This window comes from Coleofasciculus sp. FACHB-542 (genome assembly GCF_014695825.1).
Classification (GTDB): Bacteria; Cyanobacteriota; Cyanobacteriia; order Cyanobacteriales; family FACHB-T130; genus FACHB-T130.
In genome coordinates, this window is record NZ_JACJPB010000037.1 from 1 (window position 1) to 18,360 (window position 18,360).

The 18,360-nt window shown below is 46.1% G+C and carries 15 protein-coding genes and 30 tRNA genes; 6 read left to right on the forward strand and 39 right to left on the reverse strand.

The window, feature by feature from the left end; genetic code table 11:
- Positions 1–445 precede the first annotated feature (445 nt).
- The 35 genes from H6F52_RS13140 to H6F52_RS13305 form a co-directional block, all read right to left on the reverse strand.
- Positions 446–1,429 carry a hypothetical protein gene (locus H6F52_RS13140; protein ID WP_190535345.1) on the reverse strand — a complete coding sequence of 328 codons (984 nt, stop codon included), beginning with the start codon at positions 1,427–1,429 and terminating at the stop codon, positions 446–448.
- 409 nt (positions 1,430–1,838) lie between these two features.
- Positions 1,839–1,909: transfer RNA gene (locus H6F52_RS13145), tRNA-Lys, on the reverse strand.
- 12 nt (positions 1,910–1,921) lie between these two features.
- Positions 1,922–1,993, reverse strand: a tRNA-Asn gene (locus tag H6F52_RS13150).
- 165 nt (positions 1,994–2,158) lie between these two features.
- Positions 2,159–2,257: transfer RNA gene (locus H6F52_RS13155), tRNA-Asn, on the reverse strand.
- Between the two features lie 323 nt (positions 2,258–2,580).
- Positions 2,581–2,666, reverse strand: a tRNA-Ser gene (locus H6F52_RS13160).
- Between the two features lie 7 nt (positions 2,667–2,673).
- Positions 2,674–2,747, reverse strand: a tRNA-His gene (locus tag H6F52_RS13165).
- Positions 2,748–2,752: 5 nt separating this feature from the next.
- Positions 2,753–2,825 (reverse strand) — tRNA-Ala (locus H6F52_RS13170).
- A 6-nt stretch (positions 2,826–2,831) separates the two neighbouring features.
- A tRNA-Ala gene (locus H6F52_RS13175) sits at positions 2,832–2,908 on the reverse strand.
- 318 nt (positions 2,909–3,226) lie between these two features.
- A tRNA-Arg gene (locus tag H6F52_RS13180) sits at positions 3,227–3,299 on the reverse strand.
- A 9-nt stretch (positions 3,300–3,308) separates the two neighbouring features.
- Positions 3,309–3,383, reverse strand: a tRNA-Val gene (locus tag H6F52_RS13185).
- Positions 3,384–3,388: 5 nt separating this feature from the next.
- Positions 3,389–3,460: transfer RNA gene (locus H6F52_RS13190), tRNA-Gly, on the reverse strand.
- A gap of 11 nt (positions 3,461–3,471) precedes the next feature.
- Positions 3,472–3,543, reverse strand: a tRNA-Gly gene (locus H6F52_RS13195).
- 52 nt (positions 3,544–3,595) lie between these two features.
- On the reverse strand, positions 3,596–4,441 hold the full coding sequence (locus tag H6F52_RS13200) for a TIGR02452 family protein (RefSeq protein WP_190535348.1): 846 nt from the start codon (positions 4,439–4,441) through the stop codon (positions 3,596–3,598).
- 181 nt (positions 4,442–4,622) lie between these two features.
- A tRNA-Thr gene (locus tag H6F52_RS13205) sits at positions 4,623–4,694 on the reverse strand.
- Positions 4,695–4,826: 132 nt separating this feature from the next.
- Positions 4,827–4,898: transfer RNA gene (locus H6F52_RS13210), tRNA-Thr, on the reverse strand.
- A 92-nt stretch (positions 4,899–4,990) separates the two neighbouring features.
- Positions 4,991–5,065, reverse strand: a tRNA-Leu gene (locus tag H6F52_RS13215).
- Positions 5,066–5,182: 117 nt separating this feature from the next.
- A tRNA-Pro gene (locus tag H6F52_RS13220) sits at positions 5,183–5,257 on the reverse strand.
- Between the two features lie 4 nt (positions 5,258–5,261).
- Positions 5,262–5,337 (reverse strand) — tRNA-Leu (locus H6F52_RS13225).
- 9 nt (positions 5,338–5,346) lie between these two features.
- Positions 5,347–5,422, reverse strand: a tRNA-Leu gene (locus H6F52_RS13230).
- A 30-nt stretch (positions 5,423–5,452) separates the two neighbouring features.
- Positions 5,453–5,525 (reverse strand) — tRNA-Gln (locus tag H6F52_RS13235).
- A 4-nt stretch (positions 5,526–5,529) separates the two neighbouring features.
- Positions 5,530–5,601: transfer RNA gene (locus H6F52_RS13240), tRNA-Gln, on the reverse strand.
- Positions 5,602–5,609: 8 nt separating this feature from the next.
- A tRNA-Asn gene (locus H6F52_RS13245) sits at positions 5,610–5,681 on the reverse strand.
- A gap of 7 nt (positions 5,682–5,688) precedes the next feature.
- Positions 5,689–5,763: transfer RNA gene (locus tag H6F52_RS13250), tRNA-Phe, on the reverse strand.
- A gap of 9 nt (positions 5,764–5,772) precedes the next feature.
- Positions 5,773–5,858, reverse strand: a tRNA-Ser gene (locus H6F52_RS13255).
- Positions 5,859–5,961: 103 nt separating this feature from the next.
- Positions 5,962–6,036: transfer RNA gene (locus tag H6F52_RS13260), tRNA-Trp, on the reverse strand.
- Between the two features lie 45 nt (positions 6,037–6,081).
- Positions 6,082–6,164 (reverse strand) — tRNA-Tyr (locus H6F52_RS13265).
- Between the two features lie 12 nt (positions 6,165–6,176).
- Positions 6,177–6,260 (reverse strand) — tRNA-Ser (locus H6F52_RS13270).
- A 103-nt stretch (positions 6,261–6,363) separates the two neighbouring features.
- A tRNA-Met gene (locus tag H6F52_RS13275) sits at positions 6,364–6,436 on the reverse strand.
- 22 nt (positions 6,437–6,458) lie between these two features.
- Positions 6,459–6,531: transfer RNA gene (locus H6F52_RS13280), tRNA-Lys, on the reverse strand.
- A gap of 6 nt (positions 6,532–6,537) precedes the next feature.
- A tRNA-Cys gene (locus H6F52_RS13285) sits at positions 6,538–6,611 on the reverse strand.
- A gap of 53 nt (positions 6,612–6,664) precedes the next feature.
- Positions 6,665–6,737 (reverse strand) — tRNA-Glu (locus H6F52_RS13290).
- 44 nt (positions 6,738–6,781) lie between these two features.
- Positions 6,782–6,855 (reverse strand) — tRNA-Asp (locus H6F52_RS13295).
- Positions 6,856–7,030: 175 nt separating this feature from the next.
- On the reverse strand, positions 7,031–7,231 hold the full coding sequence (locus H6F52_RS13300; protein ID WP_190535351.1) for a hypothetical protein: 201 nt from the start codon (positions 7,229–7,231) through the stop codon (positions 7,031–7,033).
- A 156-nt stretch (positions 7,232–7,387) separates the two neighbouring features.
- The gene (locus tag H6F52_RS26125; protein WP_277881818.1) at positions 7,388–7,522 is read right to left on the reverse strand and encodes a hypothetical protein; all 135 of its coding nucleotides are present in this window, start codon (positions 7,520–7,522) and stop codon (positions 7,388–7,390) included.
- A gap of 34 nt (positions 7,523–7,556) precedes the next feature.
- Positions 7,557–9,131 (reverse strand): metallophosphoesterase, encoded by a 1,575-nt coding sequence (locus H6F52_RS13305; protein ID WP_190535354.1) that lies wholly within the window; start codon positions 9,129–9,131, stop codon positions 7,557–7,559.
- 193 nt (positions 9,132–9,324) lie between these two features.
- On the opposite strand from H6F52_RS13305, the gene H6F52_RS13310 reads away from it, so the two are divergent.
- A complete protein-coding gene (locus tag H6F52_RS13310) occupies positions 9,325–10,656 on the forward strand; it encodes a GTPase (RefSeq protein WP_190535357.1) in 1,332 nt (443 codons plus the stop codon).
- A 72-nt stretch (positions 10,657–10,728) separates the two neighbouring features.
- Here the strand turns inward: H6F52_RS13310 and H6F52_RS13315 are convergent, their stop codons facing one another.
- Together H6F52_RS13315 and H6F52_RS13320 are read right to left on the reverse strand one after the other, a co-directional pair.
- A complete protein-coding gene (locus tag H6F52_RS13315; RefSeq protein WP_190535360.1) occupies positions 10,729–11,244 on the reverse strand; it encodes a dihydrofolate reductase family protein in 516 nt (171 codons plus the stop codon).
- Between the two features lie 11 nt (positions 11,245–11,255).
- Positions 11,256–12,488 (reverse strand): DUF4336 domain-containing protein, encoded by a 1,233-nt coding sequence (locus H6F52_RS13320; protein ID WP_190535363.1) that lies wholly within the window; start codon positions 12,486–12,488, stop codon positions 11,256–11,258.
- A gap of 462 nt (positions 12,489–12,950) precedes the next feature.
- Here H6F52_RS13320 and H6F52_RS13325 point away from each other — a divergent pair, with 462 nt between their 5' ends.
- Positions 12,951–13,187 carry a hypothetical protein gene (locus H6F52_RS13325; protein ID WP_190428006.1) on the forward strand — a complete coding sequence of 79 codons (237 nt, stop codon included), beginning with the start codon at positions 12,951–12,953 and terminating at the stop codon, positions 13,185–13,187.
- Between the two features lie 157 nt (positions 13,188–13,344).
- Here the strand turns inward: H6F52_RS13325 and H6F52_RS13330 are convergent, their stop codons facing one another.
- Complete coding sequence (locus H6F52_RS13330) at positions 13,345–14,217, reverse strand: hypothetical protein (protein ID WP_190535366.1); 873 nt, start codon at positions 14,215–14,217, stop codon at positions 13,345–13,347.
- A gap of 579 nt (positions 14,218–14,796) precedes the next feature.
- Here H6F52_RS13330 and H6F52_RS13335 point away from each other — a divergent pair.
- A complete protein-coding gene (locus tag H6F52_RS13335; RefSeq protein WP_190528314.1) occupies positions 14,797–14,985 on the forward strand; it encodes a hypothetical protein in 189 nt (62 codons plus the stop codon).
- A 4-nt stretch (positions 14,986–14,989) separates the two neighbouring features.
- Here the strand turns inward: H6F52_RS13335 and H6F52_RS13340 are convergent, their stop codons facing one another.
- Positions 14,990–15,526: a PadR family transcriptional regulator gene (locus H6F52_RS13340; protein WP_190535369.1), complete on the reverse strand. Its 537-nt coding sequence runs from the start codon at positions 15,524–15,526 to the stop codon at positions 14,990–14,992.
- Between the two features lie 272 nt (positions 15,527–15,798).
- On the opposite strand from H6F52_RS13340, the gene H6F52_RS13345 reads away from it, so the two are divergent.
- The 3 genes from H6F52_RS13345 to H6F52_RS13355 all read left to right on the forward strand — a co-directional run bounded on the left by H6F52_RS13345 (position 15,799) and on the right by H6F52_RS13355 (position 18,127).
- Positions 15,799–16,692, forward strand: coding sequence for a pirin family protein (locus tag H6F52_RS13345; RefSeq protein ID WP_190535372.1), 894 nt, complete (start codon positions 15,799–15,801; stop codon positions 16,690–16,692).
- Positions 16,682–17,095, forward strand: a complete 414-nt coding sequence (locus tag H6F52_RS13350; protein WP_190535374.1) for a hypothetical protein — start codon at positions 16,682–16,684, stop codon at positions 17,093–17,095. The genes H6F52_RS13345 and H6F52_RS13350 overlap by 11 nt, the downstream gene beginning before the upstream one ends.
- Positions 17,096–17,722: 627 nt before the next feature.
- Positions 17,723–18,127 carry a fasciclin domain-containing protein gene (locus H6F52_RS13355; RefSeq protein WP_190412512.1) on the forward strand — a complete coding sequence of 135 codons (405 nt, stop codon included), beginning with the start codon at positions 17,723–17,725 and terminating at the stop codon, positions 18,125–18,127.
- Positions 18,128–18,360 lie beyond the last annotated feature (233 nt).

Here is an 18,360-nt window from a genome sequence, read left to right on the forward strand (position 1 = left end):
TGAGTTTCTCGGCTTAAATCTCTAATAAATCTCATAAGTCTCTTGTTTTCTTGACTTTTGTTTTAGCTTATTCTACTTTTTATTATGTGTAATTTATTTTACATAAGCACTTACTACCCCTCCTCCCTCTGCGTTATCAGCACAGTACCTCGCTTCTTGGCTTCCGGTGCTTAATGTAATGAAGTACCGTCCTCAGCACATATCCATAAATACGAGTACTGCCATCTTTCCATCCCACATCGACAAGCTGATAGCGATCACATCCTTGGAATACTAAGAGCAAAACTCGTATTGGCGTATATGCAAAGCAGAAGTATAGGTTGGGTTTCCTTGCGTCAACTCAAGCTATGACGATGAGCGATCGCACTCAACCAACGCTCAAACCAGCAGTCCAGTGCAGCGCAGTTGTTAGTTCGCGCCAACCTCTAGGTTCTTTTGCCAAAATTTATAGCACTCTGTTTTGGATTAGAGAGTAACTAGGCTCAACGTAATGATGCCTATCTATTTTTAAAATTGAGAGTATAACCAGCTCTATACAAATGTTTAGAAACCTGAACACACTTGACAAATAAGGCTCTTCTACTATGCTGGAATTTAAATATTCGTGTGTTGTTTTATTCCTAAAATCGAATGAGTCCTTGATTTCGTCATTTGTGTAGGTCAAGCCATGATCTATTAGTGTCTTTAGAAACTTTTTCAAAGTTCCTGAATTTTTCTTGATTCCAATTACTGCTTTAATCCGCTCATATTCCTCATTTTCATGCTCAGAAAAATTTTCACTATTACCTAACGCCTCTAGAATTCGCCAAAACGCTTCTACTCTTTCATAGCTATACGGTAAATTCAATGTTTCGTTGTATCTCATTAAAAGCATCTCAATATGCTTCTTTTCAAGCTCGTTAAAGTTTGCATATGTTGCAATTGCGTTTGTCAAGCACTCCTGCGTAGCCGAATAAGGTACTAATGGTTCTCCGTAGCCAATTGAATCAATAAACTCTCCTGCTGCAAAGGGTGGTATTGTAAGTATTATTCGATCCCCGCTAGTCAGTTTTGGGCAGCCAAATATAACTCTTCTTCGTTGATAGAAGGTTAATAAATAAGTAACAAAAAGCTGAAGAAATAAATTTACTTTCTCTGTATAAGCGTATGAATCATCACTATCGAAATAAGGATAAATTATCCTCAAATAGCCAGTATTTGCACAAGCTCTAAAATTATGTCCTATTTTTTGTTTGTTTTCTAATGAATTAAATTCAAGAAAATCTTTCTCTACGGGGAAATGATCTCGATCGTTAAAAAGCTCAAAAAATACATGAGCTTGTTGTCCATTTATATCTTTGAGATTAGTAAACGTATAATCAAATTTTATTGGTTGTTCAACTAGGCAACCAAAAAACAAATTATACACATAGGTGTCTTTGTATTGCATATTTCACAAAATTTAGTTTAATCAAAAAGGTTATTTTGTGCTTGTTCCACTAATCATCTTAAAATACTATAGCTCTCCTGGGATTATTGTAAAAAAGTTACATAAGATATAAAAAATTTTATTTTGAGTGAAACAAAGTGAAGTGAAGCATCTACCAGATGCTTCACTTCACTTTGTTTCGTTCATTATGACATAAAACATAAATTTTGCTTATCACTGAAAAGTTAGAAGAGCCAATACTATCTTACTGATAACCTTGTGTTAACTTGGCTTAGAAGGGTTTCTTGTCCTTACGGTGACACTGATAACTCAAGGTTTAACTTCGCCAAACCTGGACTCATTCTGCACTTTTGTGGTCTAATAACCTCTACATTGTCCCTTCTTGACTTTAAACTTGTGGCTTACTTAATGGGTGGTATAGGAGTTGAACCTATCTCTGCGGATTAAAAGCCCGCTGCACAGCCGCTATGCCAACCACCCGCACAAATGAAACTGCCAGAGTGGGGGTCGAACCCACAACCCTCCGATTAACAGTCGGATGCTCCGCCATTGAGCTATCTGGCATTAACCCCTTACCCAAGAGTCGAACTTGGCTACCATTCTTAGGAGGAACAGGTCTGCATCCCGCAGGTAAGGGAAAAGTTACCCCGTGCAAGTCGAAAAAGCATTTGGTTTTGTCGGTTAATAGCCGAGTGTGTATGCTTTATCTGTTAGGACACGGGTAAAAATTGGCTCCGGGAGTAGGACTCGTAGGCACAGCCTTCAAGGGAGAGTACCTACAACGCCGTAGTTAACAGCTACGGAGTCTACCACTTGAGTTATCCCGGAATAACCCCTCACCCAAGAGTCGAACTTGGTCGCCAGCCTTCGGAGGGCTAGGTCTGCATCCCACAGGCAAGGGAAACCCCTCTGGATGGAGTCGAACCATCAAGTCCGGCGTTCGTAGCACCAGATCCTATTCCGTTGGCAGAGGGAAATCCACTGGGAAGGTACTGCCCCTTCTATAGCCGCGTTATCAGCACGGTGCTTCGCTTTTCAGCCTCCAGTGGACAAAGGAAGATGGAGGAATCGAACCTCTACGACATCACTGCCGTACCACGGTTTTCAAGGCCGCTTGCCGTCCATTCGGCGGCATCTTCCGAGTTGAATAACGGAAGCTGGAGGAGTCGAACCCCTACAGTTATTCACTGCACTCCTGTGTTCGAGACAGGTTGCCGTCCTCTTGGCAGCAGCTTCCATTCAAGGGTATCTGACGGGAATCGAACCCGCTATGACTGGTTCCACAAACCAGCGCCGCTACCGCTTTGGCTTCAGACACCATGATGGAGTCAAGGAGAATCGAACTCCTGACCTCTTGCGTGCAAAACAAGCGCTCTACCAATTGAGCTATGACCCCTAAATTTGGTGGATACTGGTCAGAATCGAACTGACATCTTTCTACTTGCAAGGTAGACGCTCTACCAATTGAGCTACAGACCCGTATTTTGTGTTGTTGAATGCGATCGCATTCTCGCGTGCAAGTTATCAGAGCATTTTGCGTTTTCTCAGTTACTAGAGGGACTCCGCCGATGAGTTGTTACACACTCTTTAAAGGATGGCTACCTTGAAGCCAACCTGCCGGGTTCTTCGCACTCCTCGTTCTCAAACGCCCGCTGTGTTTGAACAGCGTTACTTTTCCTCTCGTACTAAAGTATGTAGGCTCTAGTGATTGGGTCACGCAAGATGCGATCGCCGTAATTGCAAAATATCAACAAACCAACTTAATTCACCTCCTTAAATTAAGAAGCGTTAAACCAGCGCCTCCACTAGGATTTGAACCTAGGACAATCACTTTAGAAGAGTGCTGCTCTTTCCCCTGAGCTATGGAGGCAATCTAAATTGGTAGTCCTGGCAGGATTTGAACCCGCAACCCCTTGCTTGTAAGGCAAACGCTCCACCATTGAGCTACAGGACTACGAAAGCGAGTGATGGGACTCGAACCCATGCGCTGAGTGTGGCGTACTCAGATGCTAGCCGCTACATCACACCCGCATATTTAACAGAGCGGACAACGGGACTCGAACCCGTATCATAAGCTTGGAAGGCTAATGTGCTAGCCATTGCACCATATCCGCATATCTAAAATCTGAAACTGCTTGAGGCGTTGATTCTAGTTGTGAGGGAATCTTATTTTTCTGATGAAAATCGACTTTGAAATTCTCCAAATATTCTGCTTTCTTTAGAAGAGTCGAGTACAGAAAATAGGACGCTTCTGAATCTCCCCCAAAATTGACCGTTGGGTAATAAGAAATCTGCAAACATTTGGGCAACCATTGATGGCTCATTTTTAAATACCCCACATCCCCAAGCCCCTAAAACTAGAGCATCGCATCCATAGTAAACAGCTAAGCTCAACAATTTTGCACCGCGACTATACAGAACTTCGGGTATTTTTTCAGCATCCTTGGGTTGGTTTCTCCAAATGGCACCAGCATTAGGAGCCGGACTTGTTATGAAATCAACCAGAAAAGGTTTCTCTAAAAGCGTTCCATCATCTTTTCGGAAGATTGGACAATCGGGTGAGTAGATGATGCGATCGGAGTATAGGAGCGATCGCTGAGAACGATGGAAATCGTAGTATTCGGGGCATTTTAACAGGCTTTTATAAAGTGCCGAACTACGCGCCAGACTCTCTTCTTGGGCTTGAGCGCCTTTGAGAAATCCACCTCCAGGGTTTTTAGCAGAAGCAAAATTGAGAACGGCAATTTTTTGAAAGTTTTGCGATTGCGTTATGCGTTCTGCTCCCATCAGAGTTGTCTCATTCCTAACCTCAAATTCTATATTTGAGAATTGAGGAGAGCTAGAGAGAACGTTTTGTTTGATAGTTGAGAGGGTATCGGGTTCGTAGTATTTTGTCTGAGCAAGACAGGATACCAATCCTTGACCAATATCGACCTGTTTACCTTCAGGGGAGTAGTAGTAGCCTGCTTCGAGAATTTCTAGCGTGTCTTGAGCGATCGCAATCCGCCTCATGATTTCTGCTCTAATTCGTTAGCACAAAATTAACAGACGATTAGCCTCTGCATTTTAGCCATGCCATTCAGTTCAACAAGATATAGAGAAGAAGTGAGCTAAAGCATCTGTAACCGTCATCGTTGTCATATTTCCCTCCTCTTTAAACTCAAAAAATAGACTGTTAGCATAGCCACACCCAAGCAGATGGCGAGACTCGAACTCGCATAGGCAGTTTACAAGGCTGCTGTGTTGCCATTAACACCACACCTGCAATCAGAAAGCAGACGGCGGGGGTTGTTCGCGTCAGCGTTCCCGTTCGGCGTTAGCCGTTACCGAAGGCTAGGGTACACACATCAAGGGCTTACCATGCCCTTATGTTTCCGGTTACGCCACATCTGCTTGAAGCAGGCGGCGAGAGTCGAACTCGCATCAGAAGATTACGAAACTTCTATGCTTGCCATTGCACCACGCCTGCAATTTGGTGGCGGGGGCAGGAGTTGAACCTGCTGATAAGAGGCTTATGAGACCTCCAAGCCTACCCTGGCTACTTCACCCGCATCGCACCAATGCCCCTGACTGGACTTGAACCAGCAACCTCTTCGTTCTAAGCGAAGCGCCTCGTGCCAATTGGGCTACAGGGGCAAAATGATTGGTCTATTCGTATTCGGGCTTCAATGCCCAGTACCCCTGGCAGGAGTTGAACCTGCATAAACTTTGCACTCAACAAAGTATGTCTACCTGTTGCATCACAGGGGTAAATCGGGGTGGCAGGATTTGAACCTGCGACCTTCAGCTCCCAAAGCTGCCGCGCTAGCCAAGCTGCGCCACACCCCGTTAATGCTCCTGGTGGGATTTGAACCCACACATAGACTGTTTTTAAGACAGCCGCCTACTTCCAATTGGGCTACAGGAGCGAGTTTTGATGCTCCCGGTGAGACTCGAACTCACACATAGACTGTTTTTGAGACAGCCGCCTACTTCCAATTGGGCTACAGGAGCGTGATGAAAGCTGCCCTCTCAGGGGTAGAACTGGGGAGGCAGGGCTTGAACCTGCATTTTTCCGCTTTCAAAGAGCGGTGCCATGCCATTAGGCGACTCCCCAATAAATGCCGAGGTAGGATTCGCACCTACAACTTCATAATTCAGAGTTATGCGACTTGCTATTCGTCCACTCGGCAATGAAAGGCTGCCCTGGTAGGGATTGAACCTACGACCGTTCGCTTAACAGGCGACTGCTCTTCCACTGAGCTACAAGGCAACGACAGCCCCCCAGGTCAGAATCGAACTGACGACCTCCTGTGCTTCAAACAGGCGCTAACTACCAACTGAGCTACCGGGGGAAGTTTCAACGGAGAGGACAGGATTTGAACCTGCGTTAGGTAAAACCTAATCAGACTTTCCAAGTCTGCGCCTTAAGCCACTCGACCACCTCTCCAAGTTGACGAGAGCGGAGGAACTTGAACCCCCACGTCTACCCTCCGGGAAGCAAGCTACGGTTTCGTAGACAGAGAGTTTATCCAGTTAAACTACGCTCTCAATGGCGCGGGGACTGAGATTTGAACTCAGATCATCGATTTTGGAGATCGAGATGTTGCCAATTACACCATCCCCACATACGATTTGAACTTTGAATCTAAAATTAAAAATCCAAAGTCCAATGAGTCGGGCAGGATTCGCACCTGCAATGCATAAAAGCGGCGGTTTTACAGACCACTGCCCACGCTAATAGGCGAGCCGACCCAAATGAAAAAGGCGGAGAGGACAGGACTCGAACCTGCAATGGGTTGCCCCAAACTTCTTTAGCAGAAAAGCGCTTTTACCATTCAGCCACCTCTCCAGATAGCCCCAAAGGGATTTGTAGGCGAAGCCTTCTCGAAGGGTACCCTTGTACTCGCCTTGAGGGGGCGATGTCCTAAACCGCTAGACGATGAGGCTTTGAGTAGGAGTAGTAGGAATTGAACCTACGACGAGCCTCTTATGAGAAGGCTGCTCTACCACCTGAGCTATACTCCCTCGATTGCAGTCTTGAGGGCAGTGGGAGTAGCAGGACTCGAACCTGCAACCATACGGTTAAGAGCCGCCTGCTCTGCCAATTGAGCTATACTCCCTTTGAGAGGTCGAGGTGGGATTTGAACCCACGAATTTCTCTTTTGCAGAGAGACGCCTTAAGCCTCTTGGCGACTCGACCTCGGCGATTTGGGCAATTTACAATCTGAAAGAAACAGATACTAAATCGCCCCATAGTCCCAACGGGGTTTGAACCCGTATTCCAGTATTGAAAGCACTGTGTCCTAGCCGCTTAGACGATGGGACCTTGTAGCGAGATGAGATTAAGAATTTTTATCTCTATTTGCTGAACGAGGCTGACGGGACTTGAACCCGCGACATCTTGTTCGACAGACAAGCACTCTACGCAACTGAGTTACAGCCTCATCAATTCAGCAATCTTGCTACAAACGTGTTACATCTCCGGGCTGTGGGGGGCATTGCTTGCTAGGCTATCCCCCCACTTGAGATGTCTGTGCTTAATTAAAAATGCACAGTATCAATCGTTAAATAGGTGATTTCTTATTCAGTTTTCAAGGTTCAGAAAAAGATGGAAAATATTTACAGAAATAATCGCCTTTCTAGGTAATAAACCTGTTGGGTATTACGCCTAGATTCAGCAGTTTTGGTTTGAGTGAGGTGTGTATTATCCGCTTGTTCAGTATCTACTTCAGATTTTTGGGAAGTAGGCTGATGCTTCACCTCAAAGGATTCTGGCGGATGCCAGCCTTTATTGATTCGTTGGATGTAAAGTAACATCATGACTTTTTTGGGTTAGAGGTTTTTGTCTCTTCCCCTCTTTCAATATATTTATACTACATAAATACTACAAAGAGTGTCAAGGGGTTGGGGAAAAATATTTTGGGAATTTTGCAAGGATGCAGGAAACCTACCCAAACTCCTGACTGAGCTTAAGTTTTATGCCTGACATTTTGCCAAGCCATCTATATATATAAGGAATTGCAGGCTGTAGTATGGGATGTGCGATCGCTCATCCCCTGGTGGATGGTTCCCTGGCAGATAGCACTGACGCAAGACAAAATCGAGGGTCACTGACCCTAGAGCGATCGCTCATCCCCACAAAAACTCAGATCGAAAACGCTTCAATCTCGCTATTACTCCACTCTCGCTTTGATCGCTCAGCGATAAACGGTCGGACTTTGAACTTCGGAGGGCGACCGTCAAAGACATCAATTCGCAAAAATGAGTAAGGTCGTCGCTTCTGCAACCCCTGACCGTGACGACCGACAAAAAGCAGCGATTTTGCCACCAACCGAGTATCATCGCCCTTGATACCCCCAAAATTCTCCGTCAATTCCGCTCCCTCAGACCGCTGACGGCGGAGACTGTGACCGCTGCCACCACAAACAATCCAATTGATATTGGAGTCCCCGTATCCGGTATCGCCAGTTTGGAGATATTCCAGGCAGTGAGCGTGACCGTTTAGAATCAGATCGACCAGCGGACGCCCCTCCGCCTGGTTTCCGACTGCTTGCTTCACCGCATCCAACACCCGGCGGAGGCGGTGGCGAACCGCTAAAGTTTGCGCCTGGTGCCACTTCGTCGCCTCCGTGACGTAGGGGGGATGGTGGAAATAAATGACCCGCCCGCGCACCTCGGCAGTATTCCAAGATTCGATCAGCCTTTGCCGCAGCCAGTCCAGCTGCTCAACGTCAGTGACTGTTGTTTCGTCCGCTGCCAGTTGCTTGTTGATGTCAATCAACAGTTCGTCGATTTGCTCTAGCTTGGCTTGATTGTCATCCAGCTGTTCAGCCTCTTCAGGTCGCCCGGAACTCAGTAGAGCTGAGGCTTCCATGATTTGAAGTTTCTGCCGTTCCAAGTCAGACCGACGATTTTCTAATTCGCTACGGTAGTCGTCCCCCTCTTGAGTCGTTGGCAGGGGGATTGGCGCATTGAAAGTATTTGAATCGAGTGCAAAGAAATCAATTCCACCGCTGCGAAACGTGTAATAGCGGTTAGGTAAGCGGGTGAAGCGTCCCGGTTGATAAGAAAGACAGCGACCTGTATCCGTCTTGGCAGTGTAATGACGATCTAGATGACGAGCCAATTCGCTCTCGCTATTGAACGCTTTGAGGTAGTCAAGAAACGCTCGTGCATAGGCATTCCCTTGACCCGAACCGTGCCAGCCAATGTCCAAGTCTAACTGAGAGCGCAGCAGGCGGCGTAAGGGCAGCGAAGCCTGGGCGATTAAACCATAGATAAAGGGTAGGTCATAGTAATCGTGGTTCCCTGGCACCGGCAAGAACGGCATATTGAAGACCATTTGATCGTAGGCAATGCGTTCCGGGCGATCGCCTCCTACCAAAAACTCTCGGTAGGGAGAAATAAAGTTTTTTAGGTAGTATTCGCTGGAGCCAACCAGATAGATCACGTCGCCGGTGTGCAACACGAAACGGCTCTGTTCGCGGTGGGCAAGCATGAGTTCTGCGATTTGTCGTTGGGGGTTGTATCCTCGATAGGAGCCGGAGCCACTATCCCCCACGACTAAAAATGAGAACTCCGGAGTGTCAGAAGCGCCATCGTCTAAAACCATCCGGGTTTGATCGATTCCTCGTTCCACAAGACTCGGTGCAAGCCATCGCACTCGTTCGTTCATCTTACGGATTTTGACCGAGATCGGTGGATCGGATACAAATTGCATAGCTGCTTTACTCCCAGATTTCTCTGTGCCCTCGTTGCTCGTCCCACTGCATGCTGATTGTACCTGCCTGCGTCCGCAGAAGGCTTCTATCGGTTTATATTAGTTTTCCGATCGGCGAGAGCGACGAGTAGCTTGCTTGTAGTCTAGAAGATAGACACGATGTAATCTGAATCTATCCGCCGTTTTAATCTCTATGACTGAGCAACGTGATGCTGATTCGTCGTCAATGGATTCTCAGCAACCTAGCGAACCAAAGGATGCTGTGACGACTGAGTCGGTCAATGATTCTCCCAAAAACCGCATTGCGGGTGTTTGGAACGACGCAACCGCACGCTTGAGGCAACTGCTACCTGTAGAACAAGTGGCACAAAAGACTGTTGGGTGGTTTAGTGTCAGCGAAGACCGGGTTGCAGAGATTTTGGAGACGGTTCGAGCTGAACTCCCCACGACAGAAGCCCTTTTGATTGGGAAACCTCAAGCAGGGAAAAGTTCGATTGTGCGGGGGCTGACGGGCGTTTCTGCTGAGATTGTCGGTCAGGGATTTCGTCCTCACACGCAACACACGGAACGGTATGCTTATCCTTCTAGCGACGTGCCCTTGCTCATTTTTACAGATACGGTCGGGCTGGGAGATGTAAATCAGGACACTCAGGCGATCGTTAAGGAGTTGGTTGGCGATTTGCAACAGGAGAGCCGTTCTGCCAGAATTCTGATTCTGACGGTCAAAATTAATGATTTTGCAACCGACACACTGCGACAGATTACGACTCAGCTGCGTCAGCAGTATCCAGATATTCCCTGTCTGCTAGCTGTCACCTGCTTGCATGAGGTTTATCCTCCCGGTACTAACGATCATCCCGCTTATCCACCCGATTATGAGGAGGTTAACCGAGCTTTCGGTGCCATTCAACAAGCGTTTGCCGGAGTGTGCGATCTCTCCGTTATCATTGACTTCACCCTAGAAGAAGATGGTTACACTCCGGTATTTTATGGCTTAGAGGCGTTGCGAGATACCTTGGCAGACCTCCTACCAGAAGCGGAAGCGCGGGCGATTTATCAATTATTGGATAAGGGCGCTAGCGAACAAATTGGCAACCTCTACCGGGATGTTGGACGCCGTTATATGTTGGCATTTTCTATCATGGCAGCTGCGATTGAGGCAGTACCGTTGCCGTTTGCCACCATGCCTGTCCTAACTGCCTTGCAAGTCTCAATGGTCGGTTTGTTAGGAAAATTGTACGGGCAAACCCTGAGTCCATCGCAGGCGGGGGGGGTCGTTAGCGCGATCGCCAGCGGTTTCCTAGCAAGGGCAATCGGACGGGAGTTAATTAAATTCTTACCGGGTTTTGGGAGCGCGATCGCTGCTTCCTGGGCAGCTGCCTACACCTGGTCATTGGGCGAAGGTGCCTGCGTCTATTTCGGTGACTTAATGGGAGGTAAAAAACCCGATCCGCAGAAAATTCAATCTGTGATGCAAGAAGCGTTTAAAACAGCGCAAGAACGATTTAAAGGAATCAAGCATTGAGAAAACCTGTGCCAATTTGCATTGCAGCAAGAATTGAAACAGCGCATCGATCGCGATTGCCATTTACTCACTTTAATGCACTACATCATAAGACAGTTGCACAAGACCAGAATCATAAGTTTGACATTTAGTAAGATTCAAAGATTGAGAAATTGTTCCATTATCAAATAATGGAATTCCTTCACCCAATATCGTTGGATGTATTGAAAGAATTAGCTCATCTACTAGGTTCTGACTCATCAAGGCATGAGTCAGTTGAGATCCGCCAACTAACCAGATATTCTTTCCATCTACCTGACGCAATTGCTCTACAAATTCCTTGATGTCTTCCCTGATAACTTCAGCATTGCTATCTGCTGGAAAGAGAGGATTTTTTGTAAACACATAGCTTTTTACACCTTTGTAAGGATACTCACCGAAAGTCAGCACTTGCTCGTAAGTTTTCCTACCCATCAGAAGAGTATCAACACTGGCGAAGAATTCTGAATAGCTGTAATCTTGGTCTGTAAATAACCAGTCAATGTCGCCAGACTGCCGCGCAATATAACCGTCTAAACTGGATGCAATGAACAGGATAACTTTACGCATTGCTCTTTTTCCTATACCTTTTCCTTTTCTGGTGGTACGATGCCAAGCTTATTCAAACCTTTATCCAGTACCTTTAGTAAATGAAAATCTTCCTCTGGTAAGGGATAAGTGCTATTGCTGAACAATCCTGCACTTTGAGAAGGGCGCTTTTCTAGGAAGGAGAATGCTTGTCGAAACTGATGCGGTTCTGCTTGAATTGGCGAGTCAAAATGGCAGGGAATAATTCGCTGAAAGTCCCAACTTGCTACCTTATCTGCCCATTCGATAGTTTCTTTCGGTGCGCGGTTGAGAATCAAAGTTTGTAGAATTGGTGCCACAAACAGACGACCATCTCCTCGCAGCGCATCGAACGACCGTTTCCAATCTGGCTTCCATCTGAAGGGAAACAAACCAAAATAAGCTTTTTTGGAACGTTCTGGTGCTTTGAGAGCATTGCGAAACACATCACCCCATTTCGGTACTTCTAGCACGCCTGGTTGGAAATACAAAGTAAATAGGGAGATGCGCTGCCATCCCTTCCGGCGATTTGCCTGAGTGTTGGCAACGATATCAGACGCTTGCTCCTTGGCATGGAACAGCAAAGGATAGGGGTCTAATTGGACAATTGCAGGCGGATCTTCTGGTATGGAAATTACCGAATCGGTTACAAGTAGCGTGCGTGATCGCGCATGAAAAAATGCAACTTCCGCAAACTTACCCGGTCCCAGGTAGATGGGACCTAGTATCGCGTAGTCAAACTGGTTGGCAAAGGGGGTGGTGCTGCTGTCTTGTGGAAGTACCTGAGTGCGTTTGGAAGGCAAACCCAGCCAACTGAGGGGGAGATTGAGGGGGAAACTCCACTGAGAAGGAGCCACAAAAACCTGTGCAAGCGGAAAACATCTAGCAAAGGGACCCACGAAGACTTTGTGTTCAAGTCCAGAAATCGTGGGTAGGATGATGTACTTGACATCTCCGTGTTCTGCTACCAATTCTTTGACAAGCCGGATACACTCAGGAGTCGGCGCAACAGGCGCATAGACGAGCAAACCCCCTTCATCTAGCTTAACGACCGTCATGCGAATCGGCACGACAACGTAGAAGATGCCCTGAAGCTGGTCAAAAGTCCAGACTGTATCTTGAACGACTTCTTTGCGGATTGTCCGCCGACTGCCAAAAGGATAGAGAGGCAAAGTAAACCAGAAAGACCAGGAAAAGTCCCTCAGATGAATCTGTTCTGCGTTTAGTGTGCGTTCATCATCAGCCACTTCACGACCCCCTTCCGCATTCGCTCAATCTGTGTTTATTTGAACTTCAGAAGTTGGAGTGTAGCAAATTGTTGTCCCAATAAACTACATTTTTGTTAAAACTCAGCCTGCTTATACCATTTTAGATTTTAGATTTCAAATTTTGGATGGTAGAAGACTGGCAGCGATCGCGTACAGCCCTTTGGGCATGAAAACAGCAAAGCGAGGCGTTAGCCTAGGGCTGACTTGTCAGTTCGCATCCTTGCCAGTAGCCACTAACAACAATTTATTTGTACTCTAGCGCCCCTAAATGATTCCTGAAGGCGAGATACCCGAAAACTCTTACGGAGTCGGGTATCTGAAGGGTTAGCTCACTACTCAAATGCTAGGATTGCGACTACACGCTATTGAAGGCTGAACGCGGTTTCTGGTTGATTGCACAAGAACTCCGGAATTTGGGATTTTACGGTTGAAGTCTTTGAGATGGTTTTTTTTAAAGAGCGATCGCGTCTATATGTCACGACTAAGGGAGTGTGGCTTGAGATGAACCCAATTTACTTAGTTACAGCCATTTTTCTCGTCTTTGTCACCTACACAAAACCTAGTTGGTTTTGGCAAACCCGAAAGACACTCCTCATTAGGCGTAGAATTGGCGATCGCGCTACAGCTATTTTTTGTTACGCACTTGCAGTAACGCTCATCATCAGCGCGATTATTTAATAATTGCTCCCACAAGCCTTTCCTTCTGCAAGGCTTGCTAGTATGCCAATGCCCTTGGTAAATCTTTGGCATACTAGCGCTTTCTCCTTGCGTTCTTTTCCCTAAAACTCAAGCTAGAAATAACCGTTTATAACTCAACTTTGGGTTGGGAGAATTGTTAGGGAGATACGGCTTTCAATCCTTTAGCTGTTAGAATCACCTCAGCTCCTTTCTTTACTGTTAAGGTTGTTGAAGAGTCAGCTCCTTCAGGCTGATCGGGATTGCTGATTGGTGTCTCAAGAATGTAAAAATAATCCCCATTCGCCCACCCTGTGGTGCAACTTCCATCCCGGCAAGTGATTTTACCTCCAGTTAAATTGATGCATTTTCCATTAGCATCACAACCACGGTAGCTAAGGTTTCCCGTTCCATTGACCCCTGACCAAGATTTTGCATTACCAACCGTTATTGTCCACTCACCATTACTGAGAGTTTGTGAGTCAGTTGGAGCTTGAGAGTTTCCATCCTCGACAATCTCCATTTTAGTGATGAGGGATTCTTTTTTGCTTTTGCCGCAAGGTTCGATGCTTTCGCAATCATTAACGGAGAGGATTTCATAAGAGTTACGAACTTTCTTATTTAAGAAAGTTTTTTCTTGTTCGCAGACTTCAAATGATGCGCCAACATTCCTCTCGATTCTGTTTTCATCCACTAGGGTGACGTAGCATTTGAGGTCGCCTTGTACCATGCTTTTGACGGTACCAATGGTTGGCTGTTCGGTTGAAGCTTGCTTATTTTTATCGCGTTTAACTTCGGTATTCGTTTGAGTTTTATTAGGAGAATTAGTGCTAATTGCGGTATTCGTTTGAGATTTATTAGAAGAATTAGCTTTGACTTCGCTATCTGTTTGAGTTTTATTAGAAGAATCCGCCTTCGTTTCTGGGGCGTTATTTGGTTGATTTTGCTGAGAAGCATTGGGAAGCGAGTTACCACAACTCACAAGCCAGAGAGAGCAAATCGTGAATGCAATTGTCTTGGTCAAATTTTTCATGTTTGAGTTTTTTCCAAAATTGAGTGAGTGCATTCTTGATAACTACGCTTTTGGGTCAGTAATAGGTATCTTCACTTCAAATTACTGTGTTTCCCGAAGCGCTAGAAAGCCTATGCTTTCCCGATAAGTTCTAAAATCCTTATAGAGCAAGGATTTTAGTTCGGAAAAAGGAAACCGATATTTGCTGTTTTTTGGCTAATCCCCTTCCATTTTGGTGAGGCTACACATACAGATACCCCCAAACTCTGCCAAGGGCGCGATCGCATCGCACAGGAATGACTGAGCGCAGCCGCCTATGCGATCGCTTGAAAAAAGAAGCTATTTTTTCTCTTTGCAAGGAGTATCCGGGAACAATCTGGATTCTCACTACTGTTTTTAAAAAGAAGGATATTTTCTCCCTTTTTCAAAGGAGTTTAGGCAAGCTCGTACCTTATCCGAAAAGGATTAGAGTCTGCCTTTGATCAAGAAATTTAGCAATTTTGGGTGGACTTGTTTGGATAGTGTACTTACTAGAGTGATTTTTCCCGTTTAACCGATTCAAACCTGTAAGAAGAATCACAGTAAAGGGAATTCAGAGTTATGACCGATGCCCGTCAAATGAAGATTCAATGGATTGCTGCTGAATTCAAGCGGTTAAATGCACAGCTTTCCGAGCTTTTGGAACAACAAAAGCAGATACCGAGGGAATCTTGCGATTGGTGGCAATTGCAGGATCTGATTAGCGAAGTGGAAGACGAGATAGAGGCGTTGGTTTTTACCTCTAGTTGATTGATTATGCGTTCCCGATCGCTTCTATAGCAGTCTTGAGCCAATCAATGTAAGTTTGTTCTCTGCGAATCGCTAATTCTAGTCCGAGCCGTTGCAGAATCTGCTCGCGGCTCGCAGAGCGATCGCTCAGGGTTGGCAAGTCAATATTTTCACACTCAGCTAGCTTTTGGCGGCGTGCGGCTAGTTGCTCTTCTAACAGTTGAAGGATGGCTTCATCCGGTAACTGTGCTGCGAAATGCAACTGCACGAGTAAGGGATCTCGCACGGTTGGCAAGGGCTGAGGACATTGCAGCCATCGGATTAATTCGGCTTGTCCTGCCTCAGTCACGCTGTAAACTTTGCGATTTGGGCGATCGCTCTGAATTTCTACCGTACAGGTAATCCAACCTTGCCCAACCAGTTTATCGAGGGTTCTGTAGATTTGTGCTTGGTCTGCGGGCCACAAGTGAGCAATACATCGATCGAAGCAGCTCGTTTTCAGGTCGTAACCCGTCCTCTCTTCTTGCTGAAGTAAACCCAGAATTGCGTGTGCTAGAGACATAGACGGTTTTCCGAAGAATGAAGTAGTGGAAGCTCTATTGGTCACTTACGATCTTATGCTAGTATATGATTAATCATATATAGGAGCAATCAAAGTAAACGAGATGAATGATGGTTTGCTCCGACGAAGAACCTAAAGGCATCAGCTTCTTGCCGACCGGGGTTTACGACCCGATCTAGAGAGACTTTCATACTCGGCAAGTGCTGGTTATCCGCATATTCTTCGCCAGGGTTCTGATTAAACTGATAACTAAGGCATCAAGGAGACAGTTGATGACGACTCAAATACGAACGATGCGAACGGTTGCAGGCATCATTAACAGTGTCGAAACGCTAGAAGGTGAAGGGATGCTTGTGCGCCGCCCATTCCCTAAAAGCACCTTTTCACACTTCGACCCCTTCCTCCTCCTTGATGAATTAGGGCCGGTTAATATTGAGCCGGGTCAAGCAAAAGGAGCGCCGGATCATCCCCATCGGGGCTTTGAGACGGTTTCCTATGTCCTTGAGGGGCGCTTGGAACACAAAGATTCACAGGGTCATGCAGGACAGTTGGGTGCCGGTGATGTGCAGTGGATGACAGCAGGAGCCGGTGTTGTCCATTCAGAAATGCCAGAGCGGGAATTTGCTCGGACTGGCGGACGGCTTCACGGACTGCAACTTTGGGTAAATCTGCCTCGGCGGGACAAGATGATGAAACCTCGTTATCAGGAAATCTCGGCGGAGCAAATTCCCACTGCTCAGACTGATGATGGCTTGGTAACGGTAAAAGCGATCGCTGGAGAAGCGCTGGGAGTGAAGTCCGCGATCGCAACGCAGACTCCGATAATGTACCTGCACTTCACGCTCCAACCGGGCGCAACGGTGGTTCAGCCGGTGCCAAAAGAATACAATGCTTTTACATATCTGCTAGATGGAGAAGGTTTGTTTGGTGCAGACAAGGAACGTGCAGGAGATGGGCAGATGGTGTTGTTTGCACAAGATGGTGAGGAAGTAGCAATTTCAAATCCATCAGATGCGCGATCGCCATTGGACGTGTTGCTCATTGCTGGCGTACCGCTAAACGAGCCAGTTGTCCGCTACGGTCCATTCGTAATGAATACCCAAGCAGAAATTGTTCAAGCAATTGAAGATTATCGTAACGGGAGGATGGGTTCCATTGACTTCTAACACACTGCTACAACGAATACATCAACATCAATATCTGCGCGATCTGCGGAACAAATTGCTGCACCTCCACCGGGTGTTGCTTGACACAGAACGCATCACTTACGAACAGGTGCGCGGACGGGTATCCAACACAGAACTCCTGAAACTCGTGATTGAGCACGAACAATTTGCGTGGCTGCATCGCCTTTCTGAGCTGGTTGTGCAAATTGATGAAATGCTCTCTAGCGATGAACCTGTATCGCTGGATGATATCCAAAATCTGATTACCAATGCCCGCACGCTGCTGACGCCGTCAGAGCAAGGCAATGAATTTGCCCGGAAATACTACAATGCTTTCCAGCGCGAACCGGGCGTTGTGTTGGCACACGCATCGGTATCAGAGCTGCTTGCACCTGATAAATAAGGCTAAGTGAAGAAAAAGCACCGCAAGGTAAATTGCGGTGCTTTTCTATTGGTACGGAAATCTTTGAGAGTCCTTTAGTGCAAGCAACGATCTAGGCTTCATCTAACTAGGCTTCGTCTAAGAAGAGTGCGATCGCGCTTAGCAGCTTTTGGGATCTCTTGAGACAGCCCCTGGGCTTTGCCCAATCGCACTTACTGTTACAGAACAGAAAATACAAAACAGAAAATCTGCTTTCGCTGAAACGCTGCTTTAGGTCTCCATTGCTCCGCATTTGCCAAATTCAGCTAAGCAGGTTAATCTACAAGATTAGGATAAAACTACATGAATTTATATTAAAAATATGAGGGACTGGTGCCTCGACTGCATTTGCAGTAATGTAGGCTCTCTCAGTAATTATTGTTATAAAAACGCTCAGTAATCTTCTTAAATAAAGTTGAAGTTTATCCTATAACTTTTGCATAAACTCAACTTAACCTAAATCAAATCTATGACTTTGTTAGTATAAACGATATCTAGTATTTGTGTGGCTCTCGACTCAACAAATTGGGGATATGCCTAAAGGTACAGACAATTTATTAAAATAAACTTTATAGTTGTTAACAAGAGACAAAAAACTAGGTAAAAAACTTGGCTAATATCGTAGATACCGCCGTTCAGGCTGGTTCATTTAACACCCTAGTTGCTGCCGTCAAAGCTGCTGGTTTGGTTGATACACTGCAAGGCGCTGGTCCCTTCACTGTGTTTGCGCCTACTGATGAAGCTTTTGCTAAACTTCCCGCAGGTACAGTAGATTCATTGCTTCAAGATATTCCGAAGCTTAAGCAAATCCTGACCTATCATGTCGTTTCCGGCAAAGTGATGGCATCTGACGTAGTTAAGCTGAAGTCAGCTACTACAGTTCAGGGTTCAGATGTGAAAATTGATGCTTCCAATGGTGGCGTCAAAGTGAATGATGCAACAGTTGCAACAGCGGATGTTGCTGCTGATAATGGTGTCATCCACGTCATTGACACAGTATTGCTTCCTGCGTAAGTAACGCAAGAAATAGTGAATACTCTGTGTGGGGCAGCGATTATAAATAATCGCTGCCCCACTACTATTTAAATGTGTTTTCTCTATGGGAAATTTGTGAGTAAATTCTCAAGCGATTCTTAGGGCGTGTCATCAATTAGATAAGCTAGAGCAACAGAGAGAAGAAAAGGCTGAGCAATGACACGACGGTATGCCCTGCGCGATGACCAATGGGAGCGGCTCAAAGACTTGTT